Source organism: Alcanivorax sp. (assembly GCF_017794965.1).
Classification (GTDB): domain Bacteria; phylum Pseudomonadota; class Gammaproteobacteria; order Pseudomonadales; family Alcanivoracaceae; genus Alcanivorax.
Genome location: NZ_CP051240.1, coordinates 558,921 through 572,532 on the forward strand (window position 1 = coordinate 558,921; position 13,612 = coordinate 572,532).

The 13,612-nt window shown below is 61.0% G+C and carries 13 protein-coding genes; 3 read left to right on the top strand and 10 right to left on the bottom strand.

The features are described from left to right. Window positions 1–113: 113 nt before the first annotated feature. The 6 genes from HF945_RS02495 to yidD all read right to left on the bottom strand — a co-directional run bounded on the left by HF945_RS02495 (window position 114) and on the right by yidD (window position 4,143). Window positions 114–479: a hypothetical protein gene (locus tag HF945_RS02495; RefSeq protein WP_290524195.1), complete on the bottom strand. Its 366-nt coding sequence runs from the start codon at window positions 477–479 to the stop codon at window positions 114–116. After that, a complete protein-coding gene (locus HF945_RS02500; protein WP_290524196.1) occupies window positions 476–1,210 on the bottom strand; it encodes a metal ABC transporter permease in 735 nt (244 codons plus the stop codon). Before HF945_RS02500 ends, HF945_RS02495 begins: the two co-directional genes overlap by 4 nt. Further along, complete coding sequence (locus HF945_RS02505) at window positions 1,207–2,142, bottom strand: zinc ABC transporter substrate-binding protein (protein WP_290524197.1); 936 nt, start codon at window positions 2,140–2,142, stop codon at window positions 1,207–1,209. The genes HF945_RS02500 and HF945_RS02505 overlap by 4 nt, the downstream gene beginning before the upstream one ends. Window positions 2,143–2,173: 31 nt before the next feature. Continuing rightward, window positions 2,174–3,481 carry a hypothetical protein gene (locus HF945_RS02510; protein ID WP_290524198.1) on the bottom strand — a complete coding sequence of 436 codons (1,308 nt, stop codon included), beginning with the start codon at window positions 3,479–3,481 and terminating at the stop codon, window positions 2,174–2,176. Between the two features lie 126 nt (window positions 3,482–3,607). Next, on the bottom strand, window positions 3,608–3,901 hold the full coding sequence (locus HF945_RS02515) for a DUF2946 family protein (protein WP_290524199.1): 294 nt from the start codon (window positions 3,899–3,901) through the stop codon (window positions 3,608–3,610). Next, a complete protein-coding gene (yidD, locus tag HF945_RS02520; protein ID WP_290524200.1) occupies window positions 3,898–4,143 on the bottom strand; it encodes a membrane protein insertion efficiency factor YidD in 246 nt (81 codons plus the stop codon). The genes HF945_RS02515 and yidD overlap by 4 nt, the downstream gene beginning before the upstream one ends. 394 nt (window positions 4,144–4,537) lie before the next feature. Here yidD and HF945_RS02525 point away from each other — a divergent pair, with 394 nt between their 5' ends. Further along, window positions 4,538–5,212, top strand: coding sequence for a hypothetical protein (locus HF945_RS02525; protein WP_290524201.1), 675 nt, complete (start codon window positions 4,538–4,540; stop codon window positions 5,210–5,212). 754 nt (window positions 5,213–5,966) lie between these two features. Here HF945_RS02525 and cysS read toward each other — a convergent pair. From cysS to thrS, 3 genes are all read right to left on the bottom strand, one after another. Beyond that, complete coding sequence (gene cysS, locus HF945_RS02530; RefSeq protein ID WP_290524202.1) at window positions 5,967–7,349, bottom strand: cysteine--tRNA ligase; 1,383 nt, start codon at window positions 7,347–7,349, stop codon at window positions 5,967–5,969. A 13-nt stretch (window positions 7,350–7,362) separates the two neighbouring features. Next, window positions 7,363–7,788 (bottom strand): phosphoribosyl-AMP cyclohydrolase, encoded by a 426-nt coding sequence (hisI, locus tag HF945_RS02535; protein WP_290524203.1) that lies wholly within the window; start codon window positions 7,786–7,788, stop codon window positions 7,363–7,365. A gap of 114 nt (window positions 7,789–7,902) precedes the next feature. Further along, the gene (thrS, locus tag HF945_RS02540; RefSeq protein WP_290524204.1) at window positions 7,903–9,819 is read right to left on the bottom strand and encodes a threonine--tRNA ligase; all 1,917 of its coding nucleotides are present in this window, start codon (window positions 9,817–9,819) and stop codon (window positions 7,903–7,905) included. A 217-nt stretch (window positions 9,820–10,036) separates the two neighbouring features. On the opposite strand from thrS, the gene HF945_RS02545 reads away from it, so the two are divergent. Together HF945_RS02545 and HF945_RS02550 are read left to right on the top strand one after the other, a co-directional pair. Next, window positions 10,037–11,602: an HD domain-containing phosphohydrolase gene (locus HF945_RS02545; protein ID WP_290524205.1), complete on the top strand. Its 1,566-nt coding sequence runs from the start codon at window positions 10,037–10,039 to the stop codon at window positions 11,600–11,602. A 363-nt stretch (window positions 11,603–11,965) separates the two neighbouring features. Continuing rightward, window positions 11,966–12,784: a M23 family metallopeptidase gene (locus HF945_RS02550; protein WP_290524206.1), complete on the top strand. Its 819-nt coding sequence runs from the start codon at window positions 11,966–11,968 to the stop codon at window positions 12,782–12,784. Window positions 12,785–13,102: 318 nt separating this feature from the next. On the opposite strand, the gene HF945_RS02555 is transcribed toward HF945_RS02550, so the two are convergent. Continuing rightward, the gene (locus HF945_RS02555) at window positions 13,103–13,528 is read right to left on the bottom strand and encodes an Rrf2 family transcriptional regulator (RefSeq protein ID WP_290524207.1); all 426 of its coding nucleotides are present in this window, start codon (window positions 13,526–13,528) and stop codon (window positions 13,103–13,105) included. Window positions 13,529–13,612: the final 84 nt, after the last annotated feature.

Consider the following 13,612-nt stretch of genomic DNA (forward strand, 5'->3'; position numbering starts at 1 on the left):
ATGCAGGGCATGACGGCACAGGGATTCCAGGGGGAATCCGCTATGGAACGAACCGACAGGGGCCCGCCAGTGGCAAGGCGCCGGCTGTCAGATAGAACAGTTGGCTGTGGTGTTCAGACAGAGGCGGGAGGGCCGCGAGGCAGCGGCCCGATACCACGGGTGTGCCCCAGTGGGGGGAGGGTGGGATATAGCGGTGCCGGTTCGCTATGCGGCGACACCGGGGTGTCGTAAAGACTGGGCAGGGCCAGCAGGCCATGACCATGGGTACAGACATGGCAATCGGCGGCGGCAAGCAGTTCCGTTTCGGAGTCGTGCTCCGGGGTGAGAATGTGCGCAGGCGAGTGCCAGGCGAACAGGAGCTGTGCGCACAGCACGGCAAGGGCCAGCCATATCGCGAGATGACGACGACCGCTGGGCGTGGCGGGCTGTGGCCCACCCCCTTTGGTCGTGGCGAGGTGTCTGGCAGGTGTCGTGCTCATGCTCGTGCGGTGATCGTGCGGAAGATGGCGATAGCGGTGGCACAGAGTGCAAGACTGGTAACGATCGCCGGCCCGCTGGGCCAGTCAAGATACAGGCTGGCGGCCAGACCGATCAGATAGCCACTCAGCCCCGCCGCCAGCGCGTAAAGCACAGGCCGCTGGCTGCCGTAGCCCGCCAGTGCCGGGAAGATCAGAGAGGCAAACACCAGATAGACCCCCACGGCCTGTACCGAGGCAGTAATGGCGATGGCAAAGGGCAGATAGAACGCCAGTAGCGGGTGGCGGAACAGGGTCATGGCGGCGAGCGCGGCAAGGGCGCTGACTGCCAGCCCGATCAGCTGGTGGTTATCGACCCACAGAATCTGTCCGGCCAGGCTGCTGTTCAGGTGTTCGCCGCCATGGGGATCATGGGCCAGCAGCAGTACGCTGACACTGGCCAGTACCACAAAGGTGGCGCCAATCAGGGCCTCCTGAACCCGGTGCCCCAGCCGTTCCAGCTGGTGCAGGATGACAGCGAATCCCAGTGCGGTGCCAATGGCCACCGCCTGCAATACCCAGTCGGATTCCACATGGGCAAAGCGGTGTACCGCAATCAAGCCGGTGGCCGCAGCCTGGGCCACGGCCAGATCGATAAAGATGATGCCCCGCGCCAGTACCTGCCGCCCCAGGGGGATGTGGCTGGCCAGCACCAGCATGCCGGCCATGAAGGCCGGCAGCAGGATATCGATCATGGGGTCTCCTGGAGACAATCTTGCCGCGCCGAGGTGAGGCGCTGGATCACCGTGCTGTAGAGACTGGCGAGGGTGTCGGTGCCTTCTTCCCCTGGAGAGAAGGGCAGCTCGACCGCACAGGCCGCCGTCCGCGCAGCCAACCAGCTGGCCGCATCATCACCATTGATGGGGCGGTACAGGATCAGACCCACCTGCTCGGCCTCCGCTTTGCGGACCAGTGTTGCCAGGTGCCCCGGATTGGGGGGCAGGCCGGGTTTGGGTTCCAGTTCATCTACCCGGGTCATGCCCAGCCAGTCCAGCAGGTAGCTCCAGGTGCGGTGATAGGTGATGACCTTGAGCCCTTCCAGCGGCGCGGCTTGTGCTTCCCAGTCACTGATCTGTGACTGGAACGCGGCTTGCCAGGCCTGCTGCTGTTGGCGATAGGCGTCGGCATTGTCCGGATCCAGTTGGGCAAAGCGTTCCGCCAGTTGCCCGGAAATCGTGATCACCCGGTGCGGGTCCAGATGCACATGGGGGTTGCCCATGGCATGCACATCACCGTCGGCACGATCCAGGGTGGTGGGAATTTCCAGCCGTTCAACCTGCTCTGCGGCAAGGAACAGTCCTGGCGCCTGGCGCACTGCGGGGTTGCCGCCACGGTTGAGCAGTACTGGCAACCAGCCGGTTTCCAGTTCCGCGCCCGTGCACAGCACCATGTCGGCCCGGCGCACCTGGGCGAGCAGGCTGGGGCGGGCCTGGATATGATGAGCATCCTGGCCCGGTGCGCTGGCATTTTTGACCTGTACCAGCTCCCCGCCGATCTCGGAGGCCAGCTGCCCCCACTCTGTTTCACAGGCCAGGACCCGCAGTTTGGCACTGGCGGGCAGGGCCACCATCATCAGCAGAAGCAGGCACAGCCCCTGGACGGGGCGGCGCATTGTGTCGAGACGCATAGTCATCCTGTTTGCCTCTTCAGGTGGCGGATCAGAATGTGTGAGCCCCGTGGGCACCCAGGCTCAGGTTGTACTGCAGAAAGACCTGGTTGTACTCCTCGCTGCCGTCGTGGCCGTGCACATCGTTGCGGTTGAATTGCAGGCGCAGCTTGGAGAATTCGGTGGCGTACCAGGTCAGCGCGGCACTGTGCTGGCGGGACAGGCGCACTTCTTCGGTTTCGTCGCCCTCACTGAATTCACCACCAATGCCGCTGGCTGCCGTACGCAGGCCGATCTGCCAGCGTGGGGCGAAACCGTAGTTGGCTTCCACGTAGGCGGCGCCCTGTTCACTGGTTACCGGCAGGCCCAGTTCGGCGGGGTCGCTGTGAAAAACAGCTTCCTGGTCGGAATCGGCATAGAAGTATTCGCCGGCGAGGCTCCAGCCGCCCTTGCCATACTGGCCAGAGGCGAAGTGCTTGTACACCGCCTGGGCGCCGTACACATCGGTATCGCCTTCGGTGACGAACAGTTCGCCGCCGCCTTCCTCATGGAAGGACTGGCTGTCCTGGTGGCGGGCGGCGGACAGGCCCAGTTGCAGAGCGCGGTGGGCGCCCAGGTCCGGAGCGAAGCGCAGGGTAAAGACGCCCAGTTGCGGGCCATCCTGCTCGGACAGATTCAGGTCCTCTTCAGTGACGGTGCTGCCGAGCTCGGCAGTAATGTCTTCAGCAATGTGCTCGGCATCGATAATGCTGCCGACCCGTTCCAGATTGTCCCCCTGGGTGATTTCCAGACCCAGTTGCAGGTAGCTGTCGGTGGGCGCCAGCCAGGTGAGCTGGATGCCGTCGCCGCTGACGCCGTGATCACCGAACAGGCTCAGGTACGCCAGGTTCTGGTCGGCGAAGTTCCAGCTATGGGGGTGTTTTTCATTGTGATAGCCGATGGCGCTGAGGAAGCGACCGGCTTTCACTTGCAGGCCGGCGGGCAGGGACTGGCTGCGGATCCAGGCTTCTTCCAGCTCAAAGTCGCCCTCGCTGCTGATGGCGGCGGACAGCCAGGCATCGAAGTAACTGTCGACGGAACCGCTCATGGTCAGCTCGGTTTCGTTCAGGTTGAAGCCGCGCTTCAGGTCACCGTGTTCATGCTCTTCATGACCGCCGTGGCTGTGAAAGGCACTGTCGGTTTCTTCCAGCAGGGCTGCCCCTTCCCCATCCACGTTGTCGTGATAATACATGCCATCAAAAATCACCGAGAAGGCCGGGTTGAAGGCGGCCAGGGGGTTGTTGCTGGTGCTGTTGCCTTCGGCGGCAACCAGAGAGGAAGACAGGGCCAGCATGGCGCCGGCAGCAGTAATCTTTTTCATTGTTACGTCCTGATTAATCGCAATGTATCCGTCACGGGCATGGGAAGCAGGCGCACGGCGCCCTGAATAGCACGCAGGGGGCAATACGCTCACCACAACCGTCGAGTTGTCCAGTGGGCGGGAAAATCAGGCGTAATACGGCGGTGCCCGGGCTTGTGAGCGCCGGGCGGAGCGGGGTGCAAGGAAGGGTTGGGGCTGTGTCTGCCCCAGTACCGGAGCACTGGCGGGCAGGAACGGGACGCCGCTGCTGGGCAGGGCGACGGTGCCACTATGGCCGCACAGGTCGCAGTCGGCCACCTGCAACGCCTGTTCATGGGGCGCGCTGTCCGGATCAATGTGGCTGGGGCCGTGCCAGGCCAGAAACAGCTGGGCACACAGCAGTGACAGCACCAGCATGAATGACAGGCGGGAGCGACTCATTGCGATGCCTCCGCGTTGTCATGGGGTTCAGTGCCGGGCACATAGTCAAAGCCGCCGGGATTGCCGGGATGGCATTTGCAAATGCGCTTCACCGCCAGGCCACTACCGCGCAGGGCGCCATGCACCTCTATCGCCTGCTTCGCGTAATGCGAGCAGCTCGGATAGAAGCGGCACTGGTTGCCTGTCCAGGGGCTCAGCACTTTCTGGTACAGCCAGATGATGCCGAGCAGGAGCGGTTTCACGATGGAAGCCCTGCATGGTGAATAAGAATCAGGGTGATAATACGGGTAATGGGGTGGGTTTGACTACAGCCTGGTGACAACGGGCAGCGTAGGATCCTGCCTGCAGGCGGCAGGGAAGCAAGCTACAAGCTTCAACGCGAAGCAAGCCCATCGTGGCCTCCTTACGCCGTGCCCGCGCACCATCTTGTGTGCGTTCGCGGGCACAGGCTGCCAGAGCACGACAACCTTTCTCGCGTTGCAGCTTGTAGCTTGTAGCTTGCGGCTCGGCCCCTGGCGCCTGCAGGCAGGATCCTGCGGCTGGGGTGGTCGGTTGGGACAATTTCCCGGGGGCGCTTGAGTCGCGGGCTAGTGGGTGCATACTGCGCGCTGTTGATGCACTGCATTGGAGAACGTGATGAAAGCGCTGATTTTGGCCCTGTTGATGGTGGCCAGCCCGGTTTGGGCACAGGATGACATGGCAAGTTGGGACACCACCCGTGTGGGGGAAGCGCGTGGCGAGGTGAGCACCTATGCCCGCAAGGTGGATGGCAGTCCGGTGAAGGCATTCAAGGGTGAGGTTGAGCTGAAAGCGTCCATGACGTCGGTGCTGGCGGTGATTACCGCCGTGGATACCTTCCCGGAATGGATCTTCCAGAACCAGAGTGCAGAGCGCCTGACCAGTGATCACAAGGAACGTATTCTGATGGCCTTCAACGGCATCTGGCCGGTGTCGGACCGGGATGTGGTGTTGGCCAATACCCTGAGCCAGGACGACGCCAGCAAGACCATTACCCTGCACAGCGTGAATGCGGAAGGATTCGCGGACAAACGCGATGGTTTTGTCCGCATTCCGGCCCTGGATAACCAGTTTACCCTGACCCCGCTGGACGACGGCTGGGTGCGCGTGAAATTCGAGACCTTCGTGGATCCCGGCGGTAGCGTGCCGGTGTGGCTGGCTAACCTGGTGGCCACCCGGGCGCCCTATGAAACCCTGGAAGGCATCAAGGTACAGCTGCAGAAGCCGCGCTTTGCCAATGCCACACGGGACGACCTGCCGAACCTGCCAGGGATGGATCAGCTGGAGCTGTAAGGCAGCTGTGAGCTTTGAGCTGTCAGCTTCGAGGAAAAGCGGCAAGCTGCAAGCCTCAAGCTACAACGCGTGTTTCTGTAGGAGCTTGCCTGCAAGCGATCCGAGCCCAAACGAGGTAAGGATTCCAGAAGCGAGTTACGAGTAACGAGTTTCGAAAATCAAAAACAACAACCGGGCACGTGGTTTGAGGTTGTGTCTTTCGACACTCGCTTCTCGTAACTCGAAAGGCATTTCCTCGCCGAGGCCCGGATCGCTTGCAGGCATGCCCTGACGAGCACAGAGCGTTCCTGCGGCGCCCGGAAAGGTTCCGCGTTGACACATGGTTCGCGCCTCAAGAGGCACTCCTACAGCAAGTTTCTAGCCTGTGTTGGGCTCGGAAAGGAATCCCCTGTCAGGCCTGCGGCGGTGAAGGGATCGTTGTAGGAGCGGTCGTTCGACCGCGATGTGCCTGAACGCTGAGAATCGCGGTGGAACCACCGCTCCTACGGTTTGAGGAAGGGGCGGCGGCTAGCTCAGTGGACAAGATGCCGTTGTCACTGATGACATTGGCAACAATACCGGGTTTGATTTTCGCAACTCGCAACTCGTACCTCATTTCCCGCAAAACGCAAAAGGCCGCGCCCATCATCCGGGCGCGGCCTTTGCGTTTGTGTAGCGATAAACTTTCTGCCGCGTTGTAGCTTGTGGCTTGAAGCTTTTCCTCACAGCTCACAGCTCACAGCTCACAGCTGACAGCTCAAAGCTCACAGCTGCTTTACCGACTCCAGCGCGTCCCCTCGCGGGTGTCTTCCAGCTGGATGCCGGCGTCGGTGAGTTGCTCACGGATCTCGTCGGCGCGGGCGAAGTTCTTGTCTTTCTTGGCCTGGGTGCGCTCGGCGACCAGCGCATCGATCTCGTCGTTGCTGAGGCCATCTTCGCTCACGTTCTTGTTCTGGAACCAGGCAGTGGGTTCCTCGGTGAGCAGGCCCAGCAAGTCGGCGGCGGCCAGCAGTTCGGCTTTCAGTTTCGGCTTGTCGGCCAGCTCGGCCTTGTTCAGTTCGCCGGCGATGGCATGCAGGGCGCTGACCGCTTCCGAGGTGTTCAGGTCGTCCTTCAGGGCTTCCAGTACCGGGTGGTTATCCGGCAGCTGGTAGCCCGCTTCCGGTTCCACGGTTTCGCCACGGCCAAGCAGGGCGTAGTACAGGGTATCCAGACCTTTCTCCGCATTCTCCAGCACGTCGGCGGAGAAGTTCAGCGGCGAGCGGTAATGGCTGGAGACCAGTGCAAAGCGCAGGATCTCACCGTGGTACTGGGTGAGCAGGTCACGGACCAGACGGAAGTTGCCAAGCGACTTGGACATCTTCTCGCCGTCGATGTTGATGTAGCCGTTGTGCATCCAGTAGCGCACATAGTCGGTGCCGTGAGCGCAGCAGCCCTGGGCGATCTCGTTTTCGTGGTGCGGGAAGATCAGGTCCTGGCCGCCTCCGTGGATATCGATCACGTCACCCAGGTGTTTGTGGATCATGGCGGAGCACTCGATGTGCCAGCCGGGACGGCCACGGCCCCAGGGGGAGTCCCAGCCCGGTTGTTCATCGGTGGAGGGCTTCCAGAGGATGAAGTCGCCAGGATGGCGCTTGTAGTCGGCCACTTCCACCCGCGCACCGGCGAGCATGTCTTCCAGCTTGCGGCCGGAGAGCTTGCCGTAGTCGGGCATGGATTCTACCGCGAACAGTACCTGGCCATCGGCCTCGTAGGCGTGGCCTTTCTCCACCAGGGTCTCGATCATCTTGATCATCTCGGGGATGTGATCGGTGGCCTTGGGGATGATGTTCGGGGTTTTGGCGTTCAGGGCCGCCATGTCTTCCAGGAAGGCGGCACTGAAGCGCTCGGTGAGGGCGCTGATGTCTTCGCCGTTTTCCGCGGCCGCAGTGATGATCTTGTCATCGATGTCGGTGATGTTGCGGGCGTAGGCCACGTTCGGATAGAGCCGCTCCAGCAAGCGATAAAGCACATCAAACACCACCACCGGGCGGGCGTTGCCGATATGGACGAAGTTGTAGACCGTGGGGCCGCACACGTAGAGGGTGATACGGTTGGGGTCCAGCGGAATGAAGTCGTCCTTTTTCCCGGTGAGGGTGTTGTGCAGTTTTAGCGTCATGGCTTGCAGGGCTCTACTTGTAGAGTTCTTTGGGATCGATGATCGGCGTCTTGTCGATGGTCACGCTGTCGGCGTCGGCTTTCCAGTAGAAGCAGTCGCGGCGGCCGGTGTGGCAGGCGGGGCCGGTCTGGTCCACTTTCACCAGCAGGGTGTCTGCATCGCAGTCGATGCGCAATTCTTTCAGCATCTGCATCTGGCCGGAGGATTCGCCCTTGCGCCACAGCGTGTTGCGGGAGCGGGAGAAGTAACAGACGCGTCCGGTGTTCAGGGTTTCTTCGATCGCTTCGCGATTCATCCACGCCATCATCAGCACTTCGCCGGTGTCGTGCTGTTGGGCGATGGCGGGTACCAGGCCCTCGCTGTTGTACTTGAGGTTATCCAGGGCCTCCTTGAGGGGGGCCTGGAATCCTTCGGGCTGGTGTTCGTTTTGTTTGAACATGAGAGCTCCGGGGGCGGGTTGTGTAGGAGCTCCGCTTGAGGGACGAACCGGGCGAGGGGCTATCCTCGCTGAAGCTCGGTTCGCGCCTCAAGCGGCGCTCCTACAGCGGCTCCGTTAGATCGGCAGGCGTGCGGCGTCGGCCAGTGCGGCCACGGCTTCATCCAGGTCCACGGTTTCGGTGGCCTGGGAGCCCAGGGTGCGGATAGCAACCTGCTTCTCTTCCGCTTCTTTTTCACCAATTACCCAGATGCGCGGGGTCTTGGTTTTGGAATGTTCGCGTACCTTGAAGCCGATCTTCTCGTTGCGGATGTCCAGCTCGGCCGGCACACCAGCGGCCACCAGTTTCTGCTGCACTTCGCGGGCGTAGTCGTCGGCCGCGCTGGTGATGGTGCAGATAGCCACCGGTACCGGCGCCAGCCACAGAGGCAGGTGACCGGCAGTGGATTCGATCAGGATGCCCAGGAAGCGCTCCAGGGAACCCAGCACCGCACGGTGCAGCATCACCGGACGCTGGCGGGAGCCGTCTTCGGCCACGTATTCCGCATCCAGACGCTCGGGCAGTACGAAGTCCACCTGCAGAGTGCCGCACTGCCAGTCACGGCCAATGGCGTCACGCAGTACGAATTCCAGTTTCGGGCCGTAGAAGGCACCTTCACCCGGGTTCAGTTCGCACTCCAGGCCCAGGGATTCCACCGCTTCCCGCAACGCGCCTTCGGCCTTGTCCCAGGTCTCATCGGAGCCGGCACGGTTGTCCGGGCGATCGGAGAACTTGATGCGGAAGGATTCGAAACCGAAATCCCGGTAGACCTCTCGCAACATGGTGATAAAGCCGGCGGTCTCCACATTGATCTGTTCTTCGGTACAGAAGATGTGAGCATCGTCCTGGCTGAAGGAGCGGGCACGCATCAGACCGTGCAGGGCGCCGTGGGCTTCGTTACGGAACAGGGTGGTGAACTCGCCGAGACGAATGGGCAGGTCCCGGTAGCTCTTGATGCCCTGGTTGAAGATCTGCACGTGGCCCGGGCAGTTCATGGGCTTCACGGCCATCTCGCGGTGGTCGTGGGTACAGACGGTGAACATGTCATCGCTGTATTTGTCCCAGTGGCCGGACTGTTCCCAGAGGATGCGGTCCATCATCTGCGGCGTGGCGACTTCCTGGTAGCCGCCTTTTTCCATCTTGCCGCGGATGTAGTTTTCCAGGTTCTTGCGCATGCGCCAGCCTTTCGGGTGCCAGAACATGCTGCCCACCGCTTCCTGCTGGATATGGAACAGGCCCATTTCCTTGGCCAGTTTGCGGTGGTCACGCTTTTCCGCTTCCTCAAGCTGCTTGAGGTAGGCGTTCAGTTCTTTCTTGTCGCGCCAGGCGGTGCCGTAGATGCGCTGCAGCTGGGCCTTGGAGGCATCGCCACGCCAGTAGGCGCCGGCCACCTTGGTCAGCTTGAAGCCATCGCCCAGCTTGCTGGTGCTGGGCAGGTGCGGGCCGCGGCACAGGTCGATGAAATCGCCCTGGCGGTACAGGCTCACTTCCTGGTCGGCGGGCAGATCACGGATGATCTCGGCCTTGAACTCTTCGCCGGCTTTCAGGAAGAACTCCACCGCTTCGTCGCGGTCCCACACTTCACGGCGGATGTCCTCGTTGCGGCGCACAATGTCCTGCATGCGCTTTTCGATGGTCTTCAGATCATCCGGAGTGAACGGTTCGGCACGATGGAAGTCGTAGTAAAAGCCGTTTTCGATGGTCGGGCCAATGGTCACCTGGGTGCCGGGGAACAGTTCCTGAACGGCTTCAGCCATGACGTGGGCTGCATCGTGACGAATCAGCTCCAGGGCGTCGTCGGTGTCGCGGGTGACGATCTCCACCGTGGCGCCATCGTCGATGGGCAGATAAACGTCGATCAGGTTGCCGTTGACCTTGGCGGCCAGGGCCTGTTTGGCGAGTTTTTTGCTGATGCGACCGGCAATATCCAGTGCGGAGGCCGGTTGATCAAACTCCATGGTTGCCCCATCGGGCAGTTGGTAGCTCACACTCATGGGTGACAAGGGATCCAGGTGGTTGGCTCAGAACCGGAGGATGGTAGGGGCTGTTGGGGTTTCATTCAAGGTATAGCCCGTTCACAGCCCCGGCCAGACCCCATTTTCGGACGTATGGCTGCATCGGCGGGGCCAGGTTATGACGCAGAGGTTTCCCGGAGTATCCTCACCGCCTATTCTTGTATGAGATGGAGATCACATTTGGAGCCGGATGCTCATGACAACACCTGAACCCGACACCGACGTCCGTGATGGCAAGGACGTGCTGCCTCGGCTGCTACGGGTTGCCCAGCATCTCAGTGAACAGAAGGACGTCCCGCGGTTGATGGACGCCCTGCTGCGTGAAGCCCGTTTCCTGTGCAATGCGGACACCGGCTGGGCATGGCTGTGCCGGGATGACGACCGGGGCGAGGGACTGTTCTGTCTGGCCCCTCCTGCCGCCGGAAGCCCGGTGCGGGAAAATGATGCCTTGTTTCGGCCTCTGGGCGGCGCCGGGCTGGTAGAAGCCTGTTTCGCCGACGGTGAGCCGCTGACGGTGGTGCTGGACGGCCAGACCTTGCCGCCGGCAGATCAATCCTTGCTCACGTCACTGGCGCCAGACTGCAAGGCCACCCAGCTGTGGCCGCTCTACAACCATGAGGGGCGGGTGACCGGGGTCATGCAGCTGGCCTACCAGTGCGAGGTGCCGCGCAATCTGCAGCGGCTGGAAAATGGCCACCTGATCTTCCAGTCCTTGCTGACCTATGCCGGCACGGCGCTCAGCAACCTGAGCCAGGTACAGGATCTCAAGGCGTTGCTGGATGCCTTCATCAAGGTGCTGGCCCAGGCCATTGATGCCAAGAGCCCCCATACCAGTGCTCATTGCCAGCGGGTGCCAGTGATTACCGAATTACTGGCCCAGGCGGCCTGCGATGATCAGGACCAGTTCGCCGATTTCAATCTGGACGAGGACGGCTGGTACGAGCTGCATGTGGCGGCCTGGCTTCATGATTGCGGCAAGCTGGCGACCCCGGACTCGGTGCTCGACAAGTCCACCAAGTTGCACACTTTGCATGATCGCATTGATGAAGTGGCCAGCCGGTTTGCCGCCCTGCGGGCGGAAATCTGTTTCCGCTACGAGCGCGAATGTCTGCAGACGCCTCATCTTGAGCCTTCCCTGCGCGAGCGAATGGAGCAAGAAATCAGCGCTCTCACCGGTGACCTGACGTTTCTGGAACGCATTAACCGGGGCGGGGAAACCATGGCCGTGGAGGACCAGCAGCGGGTTCGGGATATTGCCGCCCGCCACTGGACCGATGCCTGGGGCCAGAGCAAGCCGCTGCTGACAGACGATGAAGTCAGGAACCTGTGTATCACCCGTGGAACCCTGACCCCTGAAGAGCGGCAAATCATCAACGGGCATATGGATGTGACCCTGGACATGCTCGGCTCGTTGCCCTTTCCGCCCAAGCTGCGTCAGGTGCCGGAGTATGCGGGGGGGCACCACGAGAAGATGGATGGCACCGGGTTCCCGCTGGGGCTGACACGGGATCAGATGTCGATACCGGCCAGGATCATGGCCATTGCCGATGTGTTCGAGGCGCTCACCGCCAAGGAACGCCCCTACAAGACGCCCCTCAAGCTCAGTGAGGCCCTGGCGATCATGCAACGCATGCGCGACAACCAGCACCTGGACCCGGATCTTTATCAGCTGTTCATCCGCTCACGGGTATGGCGCGACTATGGTGAGAGGCATCTGGATCCGGTGCAGCTGGATGTGGAGGACGGCGCGGGGTTTTTGTAGCTACAAGCTACAAGCTACAAGCTACAAGCTACAAGCTACAAGCTACAAGCTACGCTTGATTGGATTAAGAACGGCCGAAAAGTTCCTGGGGGAGAGCGGTTTCTTTCCCTACCCGGATCGCCCAGGCAAGCTGGGCTCCTACAAAGGAACCGGCGTTTCTACGAAGCCACTGTAGGAGCCCAGCTTGTCTGGGCGATCCGAGCCCAAGCGAGGTGAGGATTCCAGAAGCGAGTTTCGGGTACCGGATTATCGAAAATCCAAACCCGGCTGCCGGGGCTGGGTTTTCATTTTCGAACCTCGCTTCTCACAACTCGCCGTGCCAGGTTCCCTTATGAACGGCACCGTATTTTTATTTGAGGTTTTATGTTGAGAACACTCTTTCTTGCCGGGCTTTGTCTTTTTTCGGCGCCGTCGCTGGCCAGTGACTGGCTGCTTTCCCTTAACGGTGAGCGCACCCAGGGTTCGCTGCTGCGTGGTCAGGTGACGCCGGGGGTGAGTGTGATGCTGGCGGGGAAGCCGGTGCGTACCACTGAAGCGGGTTTTTTCGCGGTGGGGTTTGGTCGTGATGCGGACCTGGAACAGACCCTGGAATTAAAAAAAGGCGACCAGCGTCAGCAGGTGGCCGTGACCCTGGATAAGCGCGAGTACAACATCCAGCGCATCGAGGGCGTCCCACAGCGCACCGTGGATCCGCCGCCGGAAGCCGTGCTCAAACGGATTCGTGCGGAGGTGGCGGCCATCAAGCAAGCGCGGGCATCGGATACCGATCTGCAGGCATTTCTGAGTGAGTTTCAGTGGCCGCTGACCGGCCGTATCAGCGGTGTTTATGGCAGCCAGCGAGTCTATAACGGCAAGCCTGGCCGACCCCACTTTGGTGTGGATGTGGCACGGCCTACCGGCACGTTGGTGGTGGCCCCGGCAGATGCGGTCATCACCCTGGTGCAGGACGACAACTACTACTCCGGTGGTACCTTGATTATGGATCACGGCTACGGTGTGTCGTCCACCATGATCCATCTCAGTGAAGTGCTGGTAAAACCCGGTCAGGTGGTGAAACAGGGTGACCCCGTGGCAAAGGTGGGCGCCACCGGCCGAGCGACGGGGCCGCACCTGGACTGGCGCCTGAACTGGTATGACGAAAAACTGGACCCGGTCACCATCGTGCCGCCGATGGGGGAATGATAGCTACGAGCTACGCTTGATTGGAATAAGAAAGGCCAAAAAGTTCCCGGGCTGGGCGGTTTCTTTGGCTACCGGATTCGCCCAGGCAAGCTGGGCTCCTACAAAGGAACCGGCGTTTCTACGAAGCCACTGTAGGAGCCCAGCTTGTCTGGGCGATCCGAGCCCAAGCGAGGTCAGGATTCCAGAAGCGAGAAACGAGTACCGAGTTTCGAAAATCAAAAAAAGGCGGCCAAGTGCGAGGTTTACGTGTTTTGCTTTTCGAAACTCGAAACTGATTTGCCAGCACCTCAAACGACGCTCACACAGAGGGACGCACCCCTACCGCCACAACACCCTCAACTCATTCCCATTCCTGATCACCTCCGCCAGTGTGTAACCATCCAGCACCTTTAGAAACGCCTGCTGCGCCTGCAAGAACATGTTCTTGAGCTTGCAGGCCGGTTCGATGGTGCATTGTGAATTCTCACCAAAGCAGTCCAGCAACTTCAGGTTTTCTGTTTCCCGCACCAGGGTGCCCAGGTTGATGCTGTCCGGGGTGCTGGCCAGGACCAGGCCGCCGCCGCGGCCGCGCAGGCTGTTGATGTAGCCCAGCTGGGTAAGCGTCTGTGCCACCTTGGCCACATGGTTGGCGGAGATGTCATAACGGCGGGCGATTTCCTGCACAGTCATGGGGGCATTGTCCGGCTGCAGGGCCAGGCAGATCAGGGTGCGCAGGGCGTAATCGGTATGGGTGGTCAATTGCATGTCAGTTTTTGTGCTTGCACGTCGCTAAACAGGTAAATAATATGCCTCTTTAAAAGAAGCATGTAAAATACCTAATAAAGGAGA

Bases quoted from the DNA above. Each gene is read 5' to 3' on its own strand.
- HF945_RS02555 (WP_290524207.1), bottom strand. From the start codon at position 13,528: ATGCAATTGACCACCCATACCGATTACGCCCTGCGCACCCTGATCTGC.
- HF945_RS02495 (WP_290524195.1), bottom strand. From the start codon at position 479: ATGAGCACGACACCTGCCAGACACCTCGCCACGACCAAAGGGGGTGGG.
- hisI (WP_290524203.1), bottom strand. From the start codon at position 7,788: ATGTTCAAACAAAACGAACACCAGCCCGAAGGATTCCAGGCCCCCCTC.
- HF945_RS02515 (WP_290524199.1), bottom strand. From the start codon at position 3,901: ATGAGTCGCTCCCGCCTGTCATTCATGCTGGTGCTGTCACTGCTGTGT.
- HF945_RS02525 (WP_290524201.1), top strand. From the start codon at position 4,538: ATGAAAGCGCTGATTTTGGCCCTGTTGATGGTGGCCAGCCCGGTTTGG.
- HF945_RS02510 (WP_290524198.1), bottom strand. From the start codon at position 3,481: ATGAAAAAGATTACTGCTGCCGGCGCCATGCTGGCCCTGTCTTCCTCT.
- cysS (WP_290524202.1), bottom strand. From the start codon at position 7,349: ATGACGCTAAAACTGCACAACACCCTCACCGGGAAAAAGGACGACTTC.
- HF945_RS02505 (WP_290524197.1), bottom strand. From the start codon at position 2,142: ATGCGTCTCGACACAATGCGCCGCCCCGTCCAGGGGCTGTGCCTGCTT.
- HF945_RS02500 (WP_290524196.1), bottom strand. From the start codon at position 1,210: ATGATCGATATCCTGCTGCCGGCCTTCATGGCCGGCATGCTGGTGCTG.
- HF945_RS02545 (WP_290524205.1), top strand. From the start codon at position 10,037: ATGACAACACCTGAACCCGACACCGACGTCCGTGATGGCAAGGACGTG.
- thrS (WP_290524204.1), bottom strand. From the start codon at position 9,819: ATGAGTGTGAGCTACCAACTGCCCGATGGGGCAACCATGGAGTTTGAT.
- HF945_RS02550 (WP_290524206.1), top strand. From the start codon at position 11,966: ATGTTGAGAACACTCTTTCTTGCCGGGCTTTGTCTTTTTTCGGCGCCG.